This window comes from Humidesulfovibrio mexicanus (genome assembly GCF_900188225.1).
GTDB classification, from domain to species: Bacteria; Desulfobacterota; Desulfovibrionia; order Desulfovibrionales; family Desulfovibrionaceae; genus Humidesulfovibrio; species Humidesulfovibrio mexicanus.
The window spans coordinates 459,453-476,174 of sequence record NZ_FZOC01000002.1; the positions used below are offsets into that span (position 1 = coordinate 459,453).

Genomic DNA, 16,722 nt, shown 5'->3' on the forward strand with positions numbered 1-16,722 from the left:
GAGGGACTTGGTGGAGGCGGAGGGAAACGCCCGCTGACTGTCTAAGCGCTTGGAATTACTTGCTCGCAATGGCCTCCAGCAGGCTCCGTGTGTAGCAGCCCTGTGGGGCAGGTTGGCTGGCCTGTCCGCAGTCTCAAAGCCTTCAGCGGAAGGCCTGGATGCGGTTCCCCTCTATGGACCACGGTTCGATTCCTCGTATGTCTTTTGACTGAAACCGAGCAGAGGGTCAATGCCAGCTTCGTGCTGTCCTTCTGTGGACAGCCACCCTGTTTTTAGCCAGTGTGATCTTGCCCACAGGGCGCAGGGGATGGAGTCCCCCTTGAACCGCGAATGCCGCTGATGACTCCTGCTGTACGAACCACGTGGGAGAACCACGCGCAACAGCAGGAGGCACGCCATGCCACAACAGCTTCCCAAGCCGGTCCGCAACCTGGGCTGGATCAGCTTCTTCACCGACTTCGCCTCCGAGATGGTCTACCCTGTGGTCCCGCTGTTCCTGGTGTCGGCCCTGGGCGCGCCTGTGGCCGTCCTCGGCCTCATCGAGGGCGTGGCCGAGGCCATCGTCAGCGTCATGAAGGGCCTCTCGGGTTGGCACAGCGACAAGGCGGGCAAGCGCGTCCCCTACATCCGGGCCGGGTACGGGCTGGCGGCCCTGTCCAAGCCCCTCATGGCCCTGGCCTATGCGTGGCCCATGGTGTTCCTCTCCCGCGCCCTGGACCGACTGGGCAAGGGCCTGCGCACAACGGCCCGCGACGCCATGATCGCGGACGCCGTGGACTGCAAGATTGCGGGGCGGGCCTTCGGCTTCCACCGCATGATGGACACCGGCGGGGCCATCGTGGGCGTCCTGGTGGCCCTTCTCCTGCTCAAGCTCCTGCCGGGCGAGTACCGGCTCATCTTCCTCATCGCGGGCTTGCCGGGGTTGGCCGCCATCTGGCTCTCATTCCGGCTGCGAGAGCTGCGCTGGGCGGACGATCCTGGCGATGGCTGCTCCACAGTGGATTCTGGGCCGGAGCAGGCCACACAGCCCAGCGTGGAGGCTACGGCCCAGGCCAAATCGGTAGGCACGCTTGGGTTCTCGTCTGCCTACTGGCTCACCCTGGGCCTGCTCATGCTCTTCGCCTTCGCCAACTCCAGCGACACGCTGCTCCTGTTGCGGGCCAGGAACCTCGGCTGGGACGACACGCAGGTCATAGTGGGCTACCTGCTCTTCAACCTCACCTACGCCCTGTCCGCCTATCCGCTGGGCATCTTGAGCGACCGCATGGGACGTTGGCGCATGCTCATCAGCGGGTGGGTGCTGTACGCCGCCGTGTACTTCGGCTTTTCCGTCTCGGATGGGGGCAGCATCTGGTGGCTGTTCCCGCTGTACGGGCTGTCCATGGGTCTGACGGAAGGCGTGGGCAAGGCGCTCATCAGCGGCCATGTGCCGGTGCTGCGCAAGGGAACTGCGCTGGGCATGTTCCACATGAGCCTGGGCTTCACCGCCCTGGCAAGCAGCGTGGTGGCTGGCCTCTTGTGGGACCATGTCAGCCCGTCCGCGCCGTTCCGTTTGGGCGGAACTGTGGCCCTGGCCGCCGTGGTGGCAGGCCTGATCCTGGCCCCGCGCATCGCCAAGGCCGGGAAGGCGGGCAGGGAGGGATGACCATGCCGGAACCGACGCATGCCCTTGTCCTAGAATTCGCTCTGTCCGTTGACCCGGAGCGCGATGCCAGCGCCTTGCGGGTCGCTCAGCTCCTGCCGGGATTCGACGTCCAGGCCCTGGATACAGGCCGCTGCCAGGTGCGGTGCAGCCTTGAAGAGGTCGCTGCGCTGCGGGACGTGGTTCTGGACATTTGGGAACAGGTCCATGCGAGGTCGGGCGTGAAGCTCCTGCTGCCCACAACGGCCTCGCGGGTCGCCTGCCATATGATGCGCTGAATCTGATCCTGCGCGTGATCACACCGAAAAGGGAAAAACTTGCACTCCGTGGATTACGGCCCTCTGATCTCCAGCCTGAGGCCTGACATGGCGCTTCAGGCTTGGAGGCAGCCAGGCAGCACAGCAGCCTCACCGAAAACCGTGGCGATGCCACGAGGACGAAGGCGTTCAAGGAGCGCCCGGCGAAGTAGCCGCACCCCAGGCCAGGGAGTACAGGTCGGACGCCCTGTTCTTGCGATGGTTCGGGCTGGCCTCGTTCACCAACGCCATGAGATGCCACGGCGAAGGTCCCGGCTCCAAGCCCCAAGGCTGCAAAGGCGAGCAGTGCAGGACACTGAGCTGGCGGTGAAGCCGAACAGGGAACACTTCGGCAGAACCGGCCCTTAAACCAGAAAGGAGAAGCGCGTGGGCGAGACCACCAACATGCTCGACGTGGTGACGAGCCTGGGCCTGGCGGGGAAGGTGATCCAGGTCTGATATGGAGGTAGCGCTAATGCGTGCTCTCTTTCTCGACTGTCAGGCCATCAAAAACCCCAGGCGTAGAGCACGGGTCGGCTGTACCCCTGCTGCTGGGCCATGATGTCCAGCGCGACCGTCGCCAGGTCGTCCAAAGATGGAATGGGGTTCCCGTCCTGCTCGCGGTAATCAAGCGTCTTGATATACGCCTTGCAGGTGTCGCACACATCGACCCGTACGCCCGGATAATCCTGCACGCGGAACAGCTTGAGCTTATCCTGGTCAGCCTCATCGCAATAGGCACAGGCGATGCGGCGAATGCGGTACTCATGCGCGCACAAGGAGCATACCGCGTGGCGTTGGCCTTCTGCGCCGCGCAGAAAGGAGATGAGGGGCTGGCTGCCGCAAAGCGGGCAGTGTCCATGCTCGTAGGGCATGTTCTCCGGGACCAGCTTGGCCAATTGCTCCGCCGCGAGCGCGAGACTCGGAGCAAGGGCCGAGGTGGTGACGAAGTCCAACGCCCTTGGCGGCCTGGGAACCGCTTCATGAAGGCGTGCGTTCAAGGCCACGGAAGGGCTAATCTCCCCGGCATCCACGGCATCTTGAAGCGCCCTCGCCGCCAGGGCGGCCTCTCCGCCACTGTCGGCCATAAGGGCGAGCAGGCGGGGGAACAGCTCCAGCGCCTGATTCATGTCGCAGGGAAAGTCCCGGCTCGGCAACAGCGGGCGTCCGGCAAACAGCTCTTCGTCGGAAGCCATGGCCTCCCGCGCTGGCAGCGTTACTTTGGCCTGCTTCCGGGCGCTCTCCGACAGCAGAATCACACCTTCGACCAGGGTGATGAGTTCGGCCGGAATGATCTGCTGGGCGCGGATAGTGGACAACGCCGCCGCCACGGCATCATTGTCAATGGGCGGTACGGCCTGGGGGTCGGCTGGCATTTGCGAATCCTTTGCTTTGCACGCGGGCGGCATGTTGGGCGGCAGCCGCCGACACGGAACGTCCGTGCCAGCGGCTGCCTGTGGAGGTGGATGCTGTGATTTACGTCTGGTCTACCCCAGGATGTTCCGAACCGGCTTCATCAGTCCGGCGAAGAGCTCCTGCCGGGTGTACTCGCGCGGGGCACGCGCGGGTGCATTCGACGCGTCGGCCATCAGGTTTTTGGCGTACAGGTTCGGTTCATCCGCCGTGAGGAAGATGACGCGAACGCTGTCGGCGTCCACCAGCTGGGCCTTGGGATGCTTCTTCTTGGCCTCGGCAAGACGCTTTTCGGCCAGCTTCAGCATGTCGTCGCGGTCGCCGAAGTTCATAGTTCCCGTGGGGCAGGCCTGAACGCAGGCAGGCAGCTTGCCCGCCTTCACGCGGTCGATGCACATGTCGCATTTGGCGATGACCTTGCTCTTCTTGTCCATCCTCGGCACGTTGTAGGGGCAACTGCCCTGAATCGCGTCGAAGCTCTCCTTTGCGGTCTTGTCGGTGTAGACGACCGCGCCGGTGGCCTCGTCAATGACGATGGAGTCCGGCAATTCCGCGCCGGATTTGCACGGGGCCTCCAGGCAGTGGCGGCACTGGTCCGGCGTGAAGAACCACTTCATCTGGCCGTCCACTTCCTTTTCGCTGAAGCGCACCACGCGCAGGGTGTTGAAGGCGAAGTCCGGCGGATTCTGATAGCTGCCGGTGTTCTTTGTTTTTTCGCCAGGCAGTTTTTTCCATTGCTTGCAGGCGATCTGGCAGCCGCGGCAGGCTGTGCATTTTGTGAGATCGACGAGGAAGCTCTTACCACTCATGACATGCCTCCTTAGGCTTTCCGCACGTTGACCATGAAGGCCTTCGATTCGGGTATGCTGGTGTTGGCGTCGCCCACGGCAGAGGTCAGCAGGTTGGCGGCATCGCCGCCGTCTTTGGGGAAGCGCCAGCCAAAGTGCCAGGGGATGCACACCTGATGCACCGTGTCCCCCTGGATTGTCATCGGCTTCAAACGCTTGGTCACGATGGCGATGGCCCAGTTGCTGCCGCGTCCGTTCTCCAGAATGACCTTCTCGCCGTTCTTGATGCCGCGCAGCTCGGCCAGTTCCTCGCTCATCTCACAGAACATCTGCGGCTGAGCCTCGAGCAACCAAGGCTGCCAACGGGTCATGAGGCCGGTCTGCCAGTGCTCCGCCACGCGGATCGTGCTGCACACGAAGGGATAGCGCGGGTCGCACACGGCGTACTTGTCTCCCTTGAACTGGAGTGCCGCAGGGTTGTTCAGCACCTTGGAGAACGGGTGCGAAGTCACGGGGCAGTTCATGGGCTCGTAATGTTCGGGGAAGGGACCGTCGTTCAGGCCGGGGCCGAAGAGCGCGGCCATGCCATGCTGCTGCATGATGAACGGGTGCACGGTGCCCGGCGCACCGCCGCCGTCCACCACGTCGATGTCCCATTTTTTGCCATCCGCGTTCCAGGCCAGCACGGCCTTTTGCGGATTGTAGGGCTTGCCGGTCTGGTCAACGCTGGCGCGGTTGTAGATGATGCGGCGATTGACCGGCCAGGACCACGACCAGTTGGGATACAGGCCGACGTTGGCCTGGGCCGGGGTCTGCTCCTTGGAGCGCTTGGCCGCGCGGTTGTCCTTGGGGTCCGGGCCGACGTAGGAGCCGGAGTATATCCAGTTGCCGCAGGCGGTGCTGCCGTCGTCCTTGAGGAACAGGAAGCTCTGCACCTGGCTGCCCTTCTTGTAGACCTTCACCGAGCCGTCGGGCTGCTTCTCCTCAACGTCCTTCAGATAGTAACCGTTGATGAGCTTGGCGGTCTTGTGGACATCGAACTCGTGCCCGTTGCCCATGTCTTCCCAGTTCATGTTCAGCACAGGCTCGGGGAACGCGCCGCCTTCCTTTTTGTACAGCTCGCGCACTTTCTGGGCCAACTCGTAGATGATCTCGCCATCGGGACGGGCGTCGCCCAAGGGCTTGGGGCCTTGGTAGCGCCACTGCATCCAGCGGCCCGAGTTGGTGATGGAGCCTTCCTTCTCGGTGGACACTGCGCAGGGCAGCATGAAGACCTCGGTCTTGACCTTGGCCGGGTCCATGCCCGGACCGTGCCAGAAGCTGCCGGTCTCGTTGTCGAAGATGTTGACGTTGACCATCCAGTCGAGCTTGGCCAGGGCCTGGCGGGTCTTGTTGGAGTCCGCGCCAGAGACGGCAGGGTTCATGCCCCAGGCGAAGAAGCCCTTGAACTTGCCCTTGAACATCTCATCGAAGAGCACCAGCCAGGAGGCGTTCTGTCCGGCGTCGAGCTTGGGCATCCAGTTGTAGGCCGTGGCGGGTTCGGCGTCTTTGTAGAAACTCTTGAGCAGGCTCACGGCGTACTTGCCGTAGTTCTTTTTCCAGTTCATGCTTTTGGGATCTTTGGACACGGGCTTGATCAGCTTCAGGTAGTCGTCCAGCGTGGGCTGGGCTGTACTTGGGGTAGGCATGTAGCCGGGGATGATGTGGTACAAGAGGGCCTGGTCCGTGGACCCCTGAACGTTGCCTTCGCCGCGCAGCGCGTTCACGCCGCCGCCAGCCACGCCCATATTGCCCAGCAGAGACTGTATGATGCTCATGGTGCGGATGTTCTGCACGCCCACTGTGTGCTGGGTCCAGCCCATGGCGTACAGCTCCGTGCCCGCCTTGTCCGGCTTGCCCGTGGCCGAGTAGGCCTTGTAGACCGCGAGCAGCTTGTCTTCCGGGGTGCCGGTGATGCTGGTCACGTTCTTGATGGTGTAGCGGCTGTAGTGCTTCTTCATCAACTGGTACACGCAGCGCGGGTTGGCCAGGGTGTTGTCGCGCTTGGGCGCGCCGCTGGCGTCCAGCTCAAAGGCCCATTTGCTCTTGTCGTACTTGCCGGTGGCCTCGTCGAAGCCGCTGAACATGCCGTCCTTGAAGTCGAAGGCCTTGCCCACGACGAAGGATGCGTTGGTGTAGTTGACCACGTACTCCTTAAAGATCAAGTCGTTCTCAAGGATGTAGTTGATCATGCCGCCCAGGAAGGCGATGTCCGTGCCGGAGCGCAGAGGGGCGTAAATGTCCGCCTTTGAGCTGGTGCGGGTGAAGCGCGGGTCCACGTGGATGACGGTGGCTCCCTTCTCCTGGGCGCGGGTGATCCACTTGAAGGAGATGGGATGGGTCTCGGCCGCGTTGCTGCCCATGATCAGGATGCAATCGCTGTTCTTGATGTCGATCCAATGGTTGGTCATGGCCCCACGGCCAAATGTTTCGGCCAAGGCCGCTACCGAGGCGCTGTGGCAGATACGTGCCTGATGCTCGATGAAAGTCAGGCCGAGGGAGCGCAGGAAGGCCTGGTAGGCCCAGCACTCCTCGCTGTCAAAGGCTGCGGAGCCGACCGAGGCCAGCCCTTCGCAGCGGTTGACGGTCTGGCCCTTGGCGTTTTTCAGAGCAAAGGTTGCGTCGCGGTCGCGCTTGATGTTCTTGGCGATGCGCTCCAGCGCCCAGTCCCAGGATTTTTCCTCCCACTTGGTGCCGTAGGGCTTGCGGTACATGACCTTTTGCAGGCGCGGATTCGGCTGGCCAGGCGTGCCTTCGGTCAGCTGGTAGATGCTGCCGCCCTTGGGGCACAGCGCACCCTCGTTGATGGGATGGTCCGGGTCGCCTTCGATGTTGATGGCGCGCTTGGTGCCCTCAAGGGCGGTGTTGACGATGAGGCCGCAGCCGACAGCGCAGTAGCAGCAGATTGTCGTGGTCTGCTTGCTCCATTCGGGCTTGAGCTGGGCGATTCGATCGACTTTTGGGGTGCCTGCAGCGGGCTTGCCCTTTGCCGGTTTGGCCGCAAAGCCAATGCCGCTGAACGCGGTGGTGAGGGCGGCGGTTGCGGAGAGTTTGATGAACCCTCGGCGTGTGAGCGTCATGATGCCTCCTGGGGTTTGGGTGAAAGTCTCAGCCCCCCCGCGTCTCCCGGCAAAACCGGAGCAGCAGGCCAAGGCCTGCGGGAGTTCGAGGTGCTGCGGGCGCGACCTGCGCCCGAGTGGTCACGGCTCATGCCGTGGTCCTCGGGTGCGCGGCGGGTGCGCGACCAATGGCCAGCGGCAAGCGCTGTGGTCGTGCGGATAAGCACGGACGGCAAGGCCTGCCGGGTGTGGAGCTGTGGGCGTTGGACGGTGTGTTCATGGTCTCCTCCACGGATACTTTAGTGTCATTCACCAATACGTGCTAGAGCACAAGCAAATGCCAACCGTTCAAGTGTTGACACAAAATGGCAATTATTTGGCATATATGCCGACATTGGCACATATCCGGTGTGAGGAGGTCCGGACGCAAGAAAGCGCCCGGCCAGGGTGGTCGGGATCAGAAGGCGGGCTGCGGTTCGTTCAAGTGGTCGGGTTGGAGAACCGGGCCACTTTGAATGGGAACAGGGAGTTGGCGGAGGCTTCAGCGCAGCGCTCCACCGCCTCGAACCAGACTTGGAAGGTGTCGGCCAACTCCTCACCTTCAGGTGTCAGGCGCACACCATCGCGGCGCTGCCCACGGCTCTCCACGAGCTTGAGGCCAAGGGCCTGCTCTGTTCGCTGGAGCTTGCCCCAGGCGGCGCGATACCCCATGCCGAGAGCCTTGGCTGCCTGGCGCAGGGAGCCGTGCTGTTTGATGCAGAAGAGGAGCTGGGCGCGGCCTATGCCGAAGAAGACTTCGCCTTGGCTCTCAAGCCAGAGGTGCAGGCGAATGGTGGGGCTGGGAAAACCGGTGGGGTGCAGGGGCGACTTCTCAGGGCCTGTGGTGGACCCGTCCGGACCGGACGGGAGTGCGCGGGTGGTCATAGGGAGCGCGCCCTCCCCGCCTTTGGCCAGCCCGCAAATACGGCGGGGGCCTTCGGCATTGTGGTGATGAACTGGGTCATGTTTGCCTCCGGTGGTGTGCGCCGTGGACAGTCCAACGGCGGTTACGGCTGCTTAGCACAGCTCTGGGGCAGTGAACAAGGATGACACCTGGGCGGGATCGGACGCTGGCCCTCCCCCGAGTTTTTGACGCAAAAATTTGAGCGCCGCATCGTACTTGGTCCGATCCCGATTCTCCCCCCGTGCGGGGCGTCGGGTCTGGCGCGGATGGGCTGGGCTTGGGGTGCGGATGGTCGGCTCCGTCGTCCCCTGGCGGCTTCGTAGGACGTACCCTCCACCTCTTGACATCAAACAAACGAAGGTCTCCGGCGAGAAGTACAGCCGGATGTCCTCGGGGGTGAGGGGGCTGCGATGCTCGTGGTCCTGTTTCGTGGTCTTGATGGTGAGGATGTCCGAGGCGATGGTCGGGTCGTTGTGGTAGCGGTGCTTCTTGGCCCACTTGAGGAACGCCCCGATCTTGTTGAAGTAGTTCTTCAAGGTGGTCGGCTGGAGGCGCTGTGCTTCCGGCACCTCGGCCTTCAGCACCTCCTCCATGGTCATGTCCCGGTAAGGGGCGAGCTTGCTCCTGTTGGCGGGGAAGCGGAGTAGGGCAGCCTTCAGGTCGCGCATGTCCTCGATGGTCAGGCTGGCGAGGTCGCGGTCCAGCCCCATGATCTCCGCGAACAGGCGGACCTTCGCGCCCTCCTTGTACTCTGTGCCGTTCTGCCACTCCCCGGACTCCCGCTTTTCCTGGGTGTAAAGGTCCACGGCCTTGCCCAAGGAGATGGTGGCCTGGATCGGCGAAGTGGTCCATTGGGCAAGAGGTGGGATGGTAGGGCGTTCTGAGAGAGCGCCAAAGGGGGCTGGCAGAGGCGGTGTGTCCACCACGTCGCCAAGATGGCGCTTGGCCTGTCGGTCGGTGGCCGAGACGATGGTTTTCAGAAAGCGGTAGCCCAGGGTCTTGAAGGCCTCGCTGTTTCGATCCAAGTCAAAACCATGGCCCCAAAGCCAATCTTCGACGACTTCAGCAGCTACGCTGATGTCACCACGCGCCAGGGCGCGGCGAAAAAGGGCAAGGCGTTCTTCGTGCTCTTGGTCCATCCTGTCGAACATGAAGTCATCAAGACCGTTCTGGCGCATCTCATCGTCGGCCCTGAGCATGCTGTGTTCCAGCAGGAGGACCAAGCGATCCATCTCAAGCTCAGTAATGCTTGAACGCGGCTGGGCTTTGACCTTTGGGCGGGCCGTCGCCTGCGCCTTGGCGCGGCGTTCCTCGAATTCCTGGTCAAGCCGGACGGCCTCAAGGCGGGCCTTGGCGCAGGCTGTCTTGTAGTCGGCGGTTCCCAGGCTGTAAGACAGCTCCTTGCGGCCATCGTAGTGGTCAACAAGATCGAGTGGGATGCGGCGACGGTAGTGGAACTGGGTGGATGCCTTCCGGCGGAAGACTCCTTGGCATTTTGGCATATCCTTCATGCTCCGCTGTGTAGCAGCTTTGTGGAGCAGTTGGAAGCCTGCAAGACCAGTAATGCCAAGGAGTCCTTGAGAAGTCAGTATCTTGCGAGGGACTTGGTGGAGGCGGAGGGAATCGAACCCTCGTCCGAGAACGCTTTGCGCGTGGCGTCTACAGGTTTAGGGCAGGTATGATTCTCGTCGTTTCACTAGCCCCTGCCCAGGCATGAAACGACATGTCCGCCTTGTGCCGCGTGCATACGGCGGACGCCATCTGCACGCCGTCCCGATGGGTTTTGTCGATCCTTAAGACGTATCGGACGTCGGTCAGAAGGATCGTGGCTGGGTATTAGGCAGCCAGAGCGTAATCGTAGTCGTTGGCACTTGAGTGCTTGCCGCTTTTTACGAGGCCAGCGGCGCCTCGACCTGCAGCCACGGCATCGACTGTCCCCGTCGAAACCGGTGCGCCCCCTTTCAAAGAACATGTCTTGTCTGGACAGATAATACCGCGTTGGGCAGTGGCAAGGCCCCTACGGCAGGAAAGGCACATTGCCCGCTGCGGTTGGGCATGTCAAGCAGCCGTTGAGGCGTTTAGGTTGCGCGCGCGTTCGACCTCGGCTAGGCTTGGTCCGCTGCGCCCGGAGAGTGCGGCGGGTGGTTTGGGGGCCTGTGTCCCTCTAGCGTTCCGGAGGATTTCCCCGCATGAGAATTTCGCCAGCGCTCTTAATGACGCCGGGACGATACCGCCTGGTGCAATGGACCATCGCACTGGGGACCCTGCTGCTGGCCGTGGCCCTTGGGTTGTGCGCGCGTGAGCTTGGGCGCAACGCGGAGCGCAGCGGGCTTTTGCTGACCCTTGATGGCCTTGAGGCCAGACTGGCGCTTATTTCCAGTTCCATGGCCGAGACCGTGTTTCTTTCGCGTCATGTGGCTGCTGCGGAGGGCGAGCCCCTCACCACGCGAGGCCTGGACCGTCTGTACCGGCCCGTGGTGTCGCGCCTGCGCTTCATCGATTCCGTGCTGGTGACGCGCGGGAGCGAGACCCTGCTGCACCTGCGGCGCGATGGCGGGCGTGTGGTGTCGTTGCCGCAGGAGACCGTTCCCTTTGCCGTGGAGATCGCCTCCCGGCTTGCCTTGCGTCCGCCCACCCGGCCCGATGTCCCGGACGGTCCAGACGCCCTCGCAGTTCCACAAGGCTTGGGGTCGGTGCACAAGGGCGATGGCGACCTTCTCTGGTCGCCGGGGCCCGCTGGGGGGCAGGCCAAACGCGTGTTCGCCAGTCTGCGCCTGCCCGATGACAATGGACGCCCCGTTGTCGCCACCTTCGGGGTGGACCTGTCCGGGCTGGACGATCCGCTGCGGACCACAAGCGGCGAGGAGTCCGGGGTCATTATTTTCGGATACGGCGACACGCTTGTGGGCGCCCTTGGACCGGGCGGGTTCACCGCACCGCGGGACGGGCTTCTGCAAGGCGTTGCAGGGGCCGCGGCCGAAGCCTTCGCCGCTTCCGGGCGCGATTATCTGGAAGTGGTGGAGTTTGCGTGGGAAGGCAAGAGCTGGCGCGGAGTGTTCGACAAGCTGGCCCTCATCGACCGTACATCCTTCGTGGGCTACGCCGTGCCGCGCGGCAAGGCCCAGGGCTCCCTCGGCTGGGGGCCGGACCTGCTTTGGGCGCTGTCGGGCGTGAGCGTCGTCATCGGCGTGTTCGCGCTGCTTGCCCTTGCTCTGGTGCGGCGGCGTATGCGCGCGGGCCTGCTTACCGTTGGCCTGGACCGGCCGCTTGCCGAGGCCGATGTCCTGGCTGTCATCCGCGCCGGGGAGCGCGAGGACGTGGAATTCAAATCCACCCTGCGCGTGAACCTGTACTCCGGCAAGGCCGACAAGCGCATTGAGCTGGCCTGTCTCAAGACCATCGCCGCCTTTTTGAATTCCAAGGGCGGGGTGCTGCTGGTGGGCGTGGAGGACACCGGAGCGGTGCTCGGCACCGAGGCCGACGGGTTTCCCAGCCGCGACCGCCTGCTGCTACATTTTGTGAATCTGTTCAACCAGCATATCGGCGCAGAGCACGCACGCTTTGTTTCGGCACAGGCCGTGAACGTTGAGGATCGGGTCGTGCTGGCCGTCACGTGCCGCAAGGCCGAAACGCCGGTCATCGTCAAGAGCGGGGAGGACGAGCACTATTTCGTGCGCGTTGGACCGGCCACAAACGAACTCAGCCTGAGCCAGGTTGTCGCCTTGCTGCGCAAGTAGAAGCCGTTGGCTGGGGGCATTGCAGGGCATCGCGGCGGGAGAAACGGCGAGGCGCATGGGACCTGGCCGCAACCGCCAGGGTTTTCTGCGAACCGTTCCGTTGTTGACTCCTTGTCGCGCGTAGGGCATTTTCACGCTGCGCCGGGCTCGGCGCCAGGAGGCCAAATGGATGTGATGTACAGGAAGATTCTTGTTCCCGTCGACAGCTCAGAACATTCCCGCCGGGCGCTGCAGCACGCCATCGCCGTGGCCCGCTGCCAGGAGACTCACGTCGCCCTGCTGCACTGCCTGGGGCGCATCCCCATGCTTATTGGCGGCGAGCCCCGTGAAGAACTGCTGCGGGAGATGGAGCGAGAGGCGAGAAAACTGCTGGCTCCCTACGCCAAGCGCCTGCGCGAGGCGGGCATCGAACCGGCCCTGTTCATCAAGGAGGGGCGTCCGGGCGACTGCATAGTCCGCGAGGCCCAAAGCGGTGATTATGACCTCATCGTCATGGGGTCGCGCGGGCTCTCCGATCTGCAGGGGATGCTCATGGGCAGCGACGCCCACCGCGTGCTGTCATCGTCCCATTGCCCCGTTCTTCTGATACGCTGATTTCTTTCTTTTAAATCATCCACTGCGTTGAGTTGAGCCCGGTTTTTGACCGGGCTTTTTTTCTCGCTTCCAGGGGCTTGGCAGACGCATTGCGCAGGTGTACGTATTGCCCGCACCGGCCCCCACGGCCGACACCACTTGCGGCTGCAACCGCCCAGGACGTCCCCCATGGAAACGTTCACCAAGATCATCACCGCCTGTTATGAAAAAGGCTATTCGGACCTGCATATCACTGGCGGCCATCCGCTTGTGTGCCGACGCGACGGCGAGGTTTTCTTTCAGAAACAGCATGTGCTGTCGCACCAGTATGTGGATGCTCTGGTGGATCGCATTCTCAACCAGAGGCAAAAACGTCAGCTCAAGGAACACTGGTCCACGGACCTCGCCCTTTCGGTCGAGGATAAGCGCCTGCGCATCAACGCCTTCAGCTCCCACAGGGGGGTGAGCCTGGCCATACGCTTCCTGCCGTCCGTGATTCCCGACCTGGACAGCCTGAACCTGCACCCTTCCCTCAAGGATTTTTGCGCCGCTCGTTCGGGATTGCTGCTCATTTGCGGCAGCACGGGCAGCGGCAAGACCACCACCATCGCCGCGCTCATCAACGAGATCAACAACACCAGGGCGTGTCACGTCATGACCCTGGAGGACCCTATCGAGTACCTGTTCACCTCGCGCATGGCCTTCATCGAGCAGCGTGAGCTGGGCAAGCATTTCCATTCCTATCAGCAGGGGCTGCTCGACGTGCTGCGCCAGGCTCCGGACGTCATCGTGGTGGGCGAGATGCGCGCCCCGGAAACCATACAGCTTTCCCTGGACGCCGCCGAGTCCGGGCATCTGGTCATCGCCACCATGCACGCCGGCACCCACGAGGAAGCGGTGAACCGCATGTGCAGCCTGAGCACCCTCGCCGGGGAGCATATCCGCCTTCAGTTGGCGCAAAGTCTGGCGGGCATTGTGAACCAGCAACTGCTGTACATGCCGCGGCTCAAGCATTCGGTGCCGCTGCTGTCCATCCTGCGCAACACCAGGGCCATCGCGACCCTCATCCGCGAGAACAAGCTTTCCCAGTTGGACAGCACGCTGGAGACGTGCAAGGCGAAGGGCATGTTCACCTTCGCCGCCTACCGCGACGACTACCTCGCCGCGCGCACGGACTTCCGGCAGCCGCAGGTGCTCCACGCCACCGCCCCCGGCAACGCCCCGCGCGAGCATTCCTCGCGCTTGTTCGACTACGATTATCGCCCCTGTCCTGGCGCAGCGCCTCAGCCATCGCGGCGCCAGGAGCCGGACGAGCCGCAGACCGTGTTCGACGGCGGGGACATCGACGACTACATTTCGGAACTGGAACGCCGCTCATCGTGACCTGGCTTCGAGCAGCCATTTTTTCCCAGCCCGTTGCCAGAAGTCGTCTGTTTCTGTAGAGACGAACGAGAACTGGATTTGGCCCCGGCTCGAAGCGGGGCCATGCGGGGGGGGAGATGGCCGGGGGGCTTTGGCACGGCAGAATGCCGATCTGGGCTGTATACGCCTTGGCTGTTTGCGCGCCCCTGCTCACGCTTGGCCTTCGTTCCGCTCTTTCCGTCGATTTCGGCGAGCGGCCCCTGCTCATCCTGTTCATGGCGCCCATCGGCGTGGTCGCGCTGCTCGGCGGCCTTTGGCCCGGCGTGCTGGCCACGGCGCTTTGCGCGTTGGGCATCAACCTGCAGGCCATCCCCCCGGAAGGCAGTCTCGCCATCGTGGCCGGGCACGACCTGCTCCAATGGCTGGCGCTCATTTTCACCGGCCTGCTCGTCAGCGTCTTGAGCGAGCGGCATCTGCGGGCGCGACGGGTGTTGGCCGAGAGCGAGTCGAGCTATAGGATCCTGTTCGAGTCCATGAACGAGGGCCTGTGCGTGCTGGAGCTGGTGCGCGATGCCTCCGGCACGCCAGTTGATTATCGCATTCTGGACGTGAACCCCGCCTATGAACGGATTCTTGGGGTGAAGCGGACGGAGGTTCTGGGGCGGCGGGTGGTGGAGGCGTTCGGTCTGGCCGAGCCGCCGAATCTTCACGCCTTCGTCGCCATGCTCCAGCGAGGGCGGCCAGTCTCTTTCGATACCCATGTTCCCGGTTTAGATAAGCATTTCCGTGTTTCCGCCTTCCCCATGCGGGACGAAGTGTTCGGCGTGGTCTTTCAGGACGTGACCCAGCGTCGGCTCTCCGAAGTCGCCCTGTACGCAAGCGAGCGCCGTTATCGAGAATTGTTCGATCGCGCGCCGATCCCGCTCTGTTCCGTGGATGCCCAGGGGCGTGTGCTCAATGTGAACCAGCGCTTTGTACTGGCGTTCGGCTGTTCCCTGGAGGACATCCCCACCCTGGAACAATGGTGGGGCTTCGTTTGTCCGGACGAGGAGCGCCGCCAGGAGGCCAGCCAGGCCTTGCTGGACGACATGCGCGGGAGCGCCCCAGCGGGAGTGGCCGCTCCGCGCATGTACCTGTTGGCCGGGCGCGACCGGAAGCCGCGCGAGTACCTTGTCACTGCAATCGCCACCGGAGACGGCTTCGTCGCCACCTTCAGCGATATCAGCGAGCGTTTGCGCGCCGAAGAAGCCCTGCGGCGCAGCGAGCTGACCTTCCGCACGGTGGCGGACTTCACGTATGACTGGGAGTACTGGCGCGGCGTCGATGGCCGCATGATCTGGGCCTCTCCCTCCTGCGAACGCGTATGCGGCTATACCGCGGCCGAGTTCATGTCTGACAGCGATCTCGTTTTCCGCATCATCCACCCGGACGACAAGGCTCGTTATCATTGCCACCTTGAGGACCACGCATATCCCGGCAGGGAGTTGTGCACCATGGACCTGCGCATCATCACCAGGTCTGGCGAGACCATCTGGGTGAACCACAAATGCGTCAGCATCGTCCGGGAGGACGGCGAGCCTCTTGGACGCCGGGTATGCAACACGGACATAACCGATCGCAAGCGCATGGAGCTGGCCCTGGCAGACGCCCGTGACGTGGCCGAGGCCTCGAACCGCGCCAAGGGCGAGTTCTTGGCCAACATGAGCCATGAGATACGAACCCCGTTGAACGGTATGCTGGGGATGCTCCAACTGCTGCAGGGCGACCCCGCGAGCGAGGATCGCCAGGAGTATGTCGACATGGCCCTTGGCGCCGGGCGCAGGCTGCTTGGGCTGCTGAACGACATCCTGGACTTTTCGAGCATGGAGGCTGGAAGGCTTGCGCTGCACCTCGCCCCCTTGCGCCTGGATGTGGTGTTCGAGACCGTGGAGAACATCTTCCGCCTGGCCTGTGCGCCCAAGGGGCTTGGGCTGTCCTTTCGGGTTTGGCCCGGCACGCCGGAGGTTCTTCTGGGCGACGAGGCGAGGATTCGCCAGATACTGTTCAATCTCGTGGGCAACGCGGTGAAGTTCACCCCGAGCGGCGAGGTCCGGGTGGAGGCCTGGAGCGCCCCCCATCCCCGCGAGCCCCGGTCGGTGATGCTCTATCTCAGCGTCTGCGACACGGGCATCGGCATACCGGACGGGCAGGTGGACCATGTGTTCCGGCGCTTCACCCAGTCTGATGCAAGTTTTGCGCGCAAGTACGAGGGCGCGGGGCTTGGTTTGGCCATAGTCAAACGTCTGGCCGATCTCATGGGCGGCGAGATCGTTGTGGACACCGAGGTCGGTCGGGGGACGAGCATCCATCTGCGGCTTGTGCTGGAGCTCCCAGAAGAATTCGCGTCGACATCGCCTGAGGCGCGGACAGCATCCAAAGCTGTTGCGGGGCCGTTGCGACTGTTGCTGGTTGAGGACGAGGAGGTGGGACGCCTGGCCATCCGCACCATGCTCACCCGCATGGGGCACATGGCCGTGACCGCCGAAAACGGCCTGGAGGCGGTGCGGGCCTTTGCCGAGGGGAATTTCGACTGTGTGCTCATGGACATCCAGATGCCAGAGTTGGACGGCGTGGAGGCGACCCAGCGCATTCGTGCCATTCAGAACACTGGCACCAAGCCTTGGACCCCGGTCATTGCGCTGACTGCGTATGCCATGGCCGGGGACCGCGAGCGTTTTCTGGCGGCCGGCATGGACGGGTATTTGAGCAAACCAGTTCAAGAGGGCGAACTTGCCTCGATACTGTCCTCGCTGCCCGTGCGCGGCTGACTTTTCCCTTCACCTGCGGCGCGATTTTGGGTACACCCCCCGGACAACCCGGAGGTCCGCCGC

General features: G+C 63.3%; 11 protein-coding genes, 1 other RNA gene, 1 pseudogene and 1 riboswitch. Of the genes and pseudogenes, 7 read left to right on the top strand and 6 right to left on the bottom strand.

The features are described 5' to 3' along the window. Positions 1–294: 294 nt before the first annotated feature. A riboswitch (Fluoride riboswitch) is annotated at positions 295–356 on the top strand. Positions 357–397: 41 nt separating this feature from the next. The 3 genes and pseudogenes from CHB73_RS05845 to CHB73_RS17270 all read left to right on the top strand — a co-directional run. Continuing rightward, positions 398–1,645 carry an MFS transporter gene (locus CHB73_RS05845; protein ID WP_089273044.1) on the top strand — a complete coding sequence of 416 codons (1,248 nt, stop codon included), beginning with the start codon at positions 398–400 and terminating at the stop codon, positions 1,643–1,645. 2 nt (positions 1,646–1,647) lie between these two features. Next, positions 1,648–1,920 carry a hypothetical protein gene (locus CHB73_RS16735; RefSeq protein WP_089273046.1) on the top strand — a complete coding sequence of 91 codons (273 nt, stop codon included), beginning with the start codon at positions 1,648–1,650 and terminating at the stop codon, positions 1,918–1,920. Positions 1,921–2,316: 396 nt separating this feature from the next. Beyond that, a pseudogene (locus CHB73_RS17270) lies at positions 2,317–2,397 on the top strand (sulfurtransferase-like selenium metabolism protein YedF); the annotation flags it as partial. Positions 2,398–2,444: 47 nt separating this feature from the next. Here the strand turns inward: CHB73_RS17270 and CHB73_RS05855 are convergent. The 6 genes from CHB73_RS05855 to ssrA form a co-directional block, all read right to left on the bottom strand. Then, positions 2,445–3,314 (bottom strand): formate dehydrogenase accessory protein FdhE, encoded by an 870-nt coding sequence (locus CHB73_RS05855; protein WP_179216918.1) that lies wholly within the window; start codon positions 3,312–3,314, stop codon positions 2,445–2,447. Positions 3,315–3,425: 111 nt separating this feature from the next. Then, positions 3,426–4,160 (bottom strand): 4Fe-4S dicluster domain-containing protein, encoded by a 735-nt coding sequence (locus tag CHB73_RS05860; RefSeq protein ID WP_089273050.1) that lies wholly within the window; start codon positions 4,158–4,160, stop codon positions 3,426–3,428. Between the two features lie 11 nt (positions 4,161–4,171). Next, positions 4,172–7,258: a formate dehydrogenase-N subunit alpha gene (gene fdnG / locus CHB73_RS05865; protein WP_089273052.1), complete on the bottom strand. Its 3,087-nt coding sequence runs from the start codon at positions 7,256–7,258 to the stop codon at positions 4,172–4,174. A gap of 459 nt (positions 7,259–7,717) precedes the next feature. Continuing rightward, positions 7,718–8,161 (bottom strand): winged helix-turn-helix domain-containing protein, encoded by a 444-nt coding sequence (locus tag CHB73_RS05870; protein WP_089273054.1) that lies wholly within the window; start codon positions 8,159–8,161, stop codon positions 7,718–7,720. A gap of 132 nt (positions 8,162–8,293) precedes the next feature. Beyond that, positions 8,294–9,682 carry a DUF6538 domain-containing protein gene (locus tag CHB73_RS05875; RefSeq protein ID WP_143337317.1) on the bottom strand — a complete coding sequence of 463 codons (1,389 nt, stop codon included), beginning with the start codon at positions 9,680–9,682 and terminating at the stop codon, positions 8,294–8,296. A 103-nt stretch (positions 9,683–9,785) separates the two neighbouring features. Beyond that, positions 9,786–10,139: a transfer-messenger RNA gene (gene ssrA / locus CHB73_RS05880) on the bottom strand. A 254-nt stretch (positions 10,140–10,393) separates the two neighbouring features. Between ssrA and CHB73_RS05885 the strand changes: the two genes are divergently transcribed. The 4 genes from CHB73_RS05885 to CHB73_RS05900 all read left to right on the top strand — a co-directional run bounded on the left by CHB73_RS05885 (position 10,394) and on the right by CHB73_RS05900 (position 16,659). Continuing rightward, positions 10,394–11,917 carry an AlbA family DNA-binding domain-containing protein gene (locus tag CHB73_RS05885; protein WP_179216919.1) on the top strand — a complete coding sequence of 508 codons (1,524 nt, stop codon included), beginning with the start codon at positions 10,394–10,396 and terminating at the stop codon, positions 11,915–11,917. Positions 11,918–12,082: 165 nt separating this feature from the next. Then, positions 12,083–12,511 (top strand): universal stress protein, encoded by a 429-nt coding sequence (locus tag CHB73_RS05890; RefSeq protein WP_235641525.1) that lies wholly within the window; start codon positions 12,083–12,085, stop codon positions 12,509–12,511. A 168-nt stretch (positions 12,512–12,679) separates the two neighbouring features. After that, positions 12,680–13,873: a type IV pilus twitching motility protein PilT gene (locus CHB73_RS05895; RefSeq protein ID WP_089273060.1), complete on the top strand. Its 1,194-nt coding sequence runs from the start codon at positions 12,680–12,682 to the stop codon at positions 13,871–13,873. Between the two features lie 143 nt (positions 13,874–14,016). Further along, complete coding sequence (locus tag CHB73_RS05900) at positions 14,017–16,659, top strand: PAS domain S-box protein (RefSeq protein WP_179216920.1); 2,643 nt, start codon at positions 14,017–14,019, stop codon at positions 16,657–16,659. The last annotated feature ends 63 nt before the right edge of the window (positions 16,660–16,722 follow it).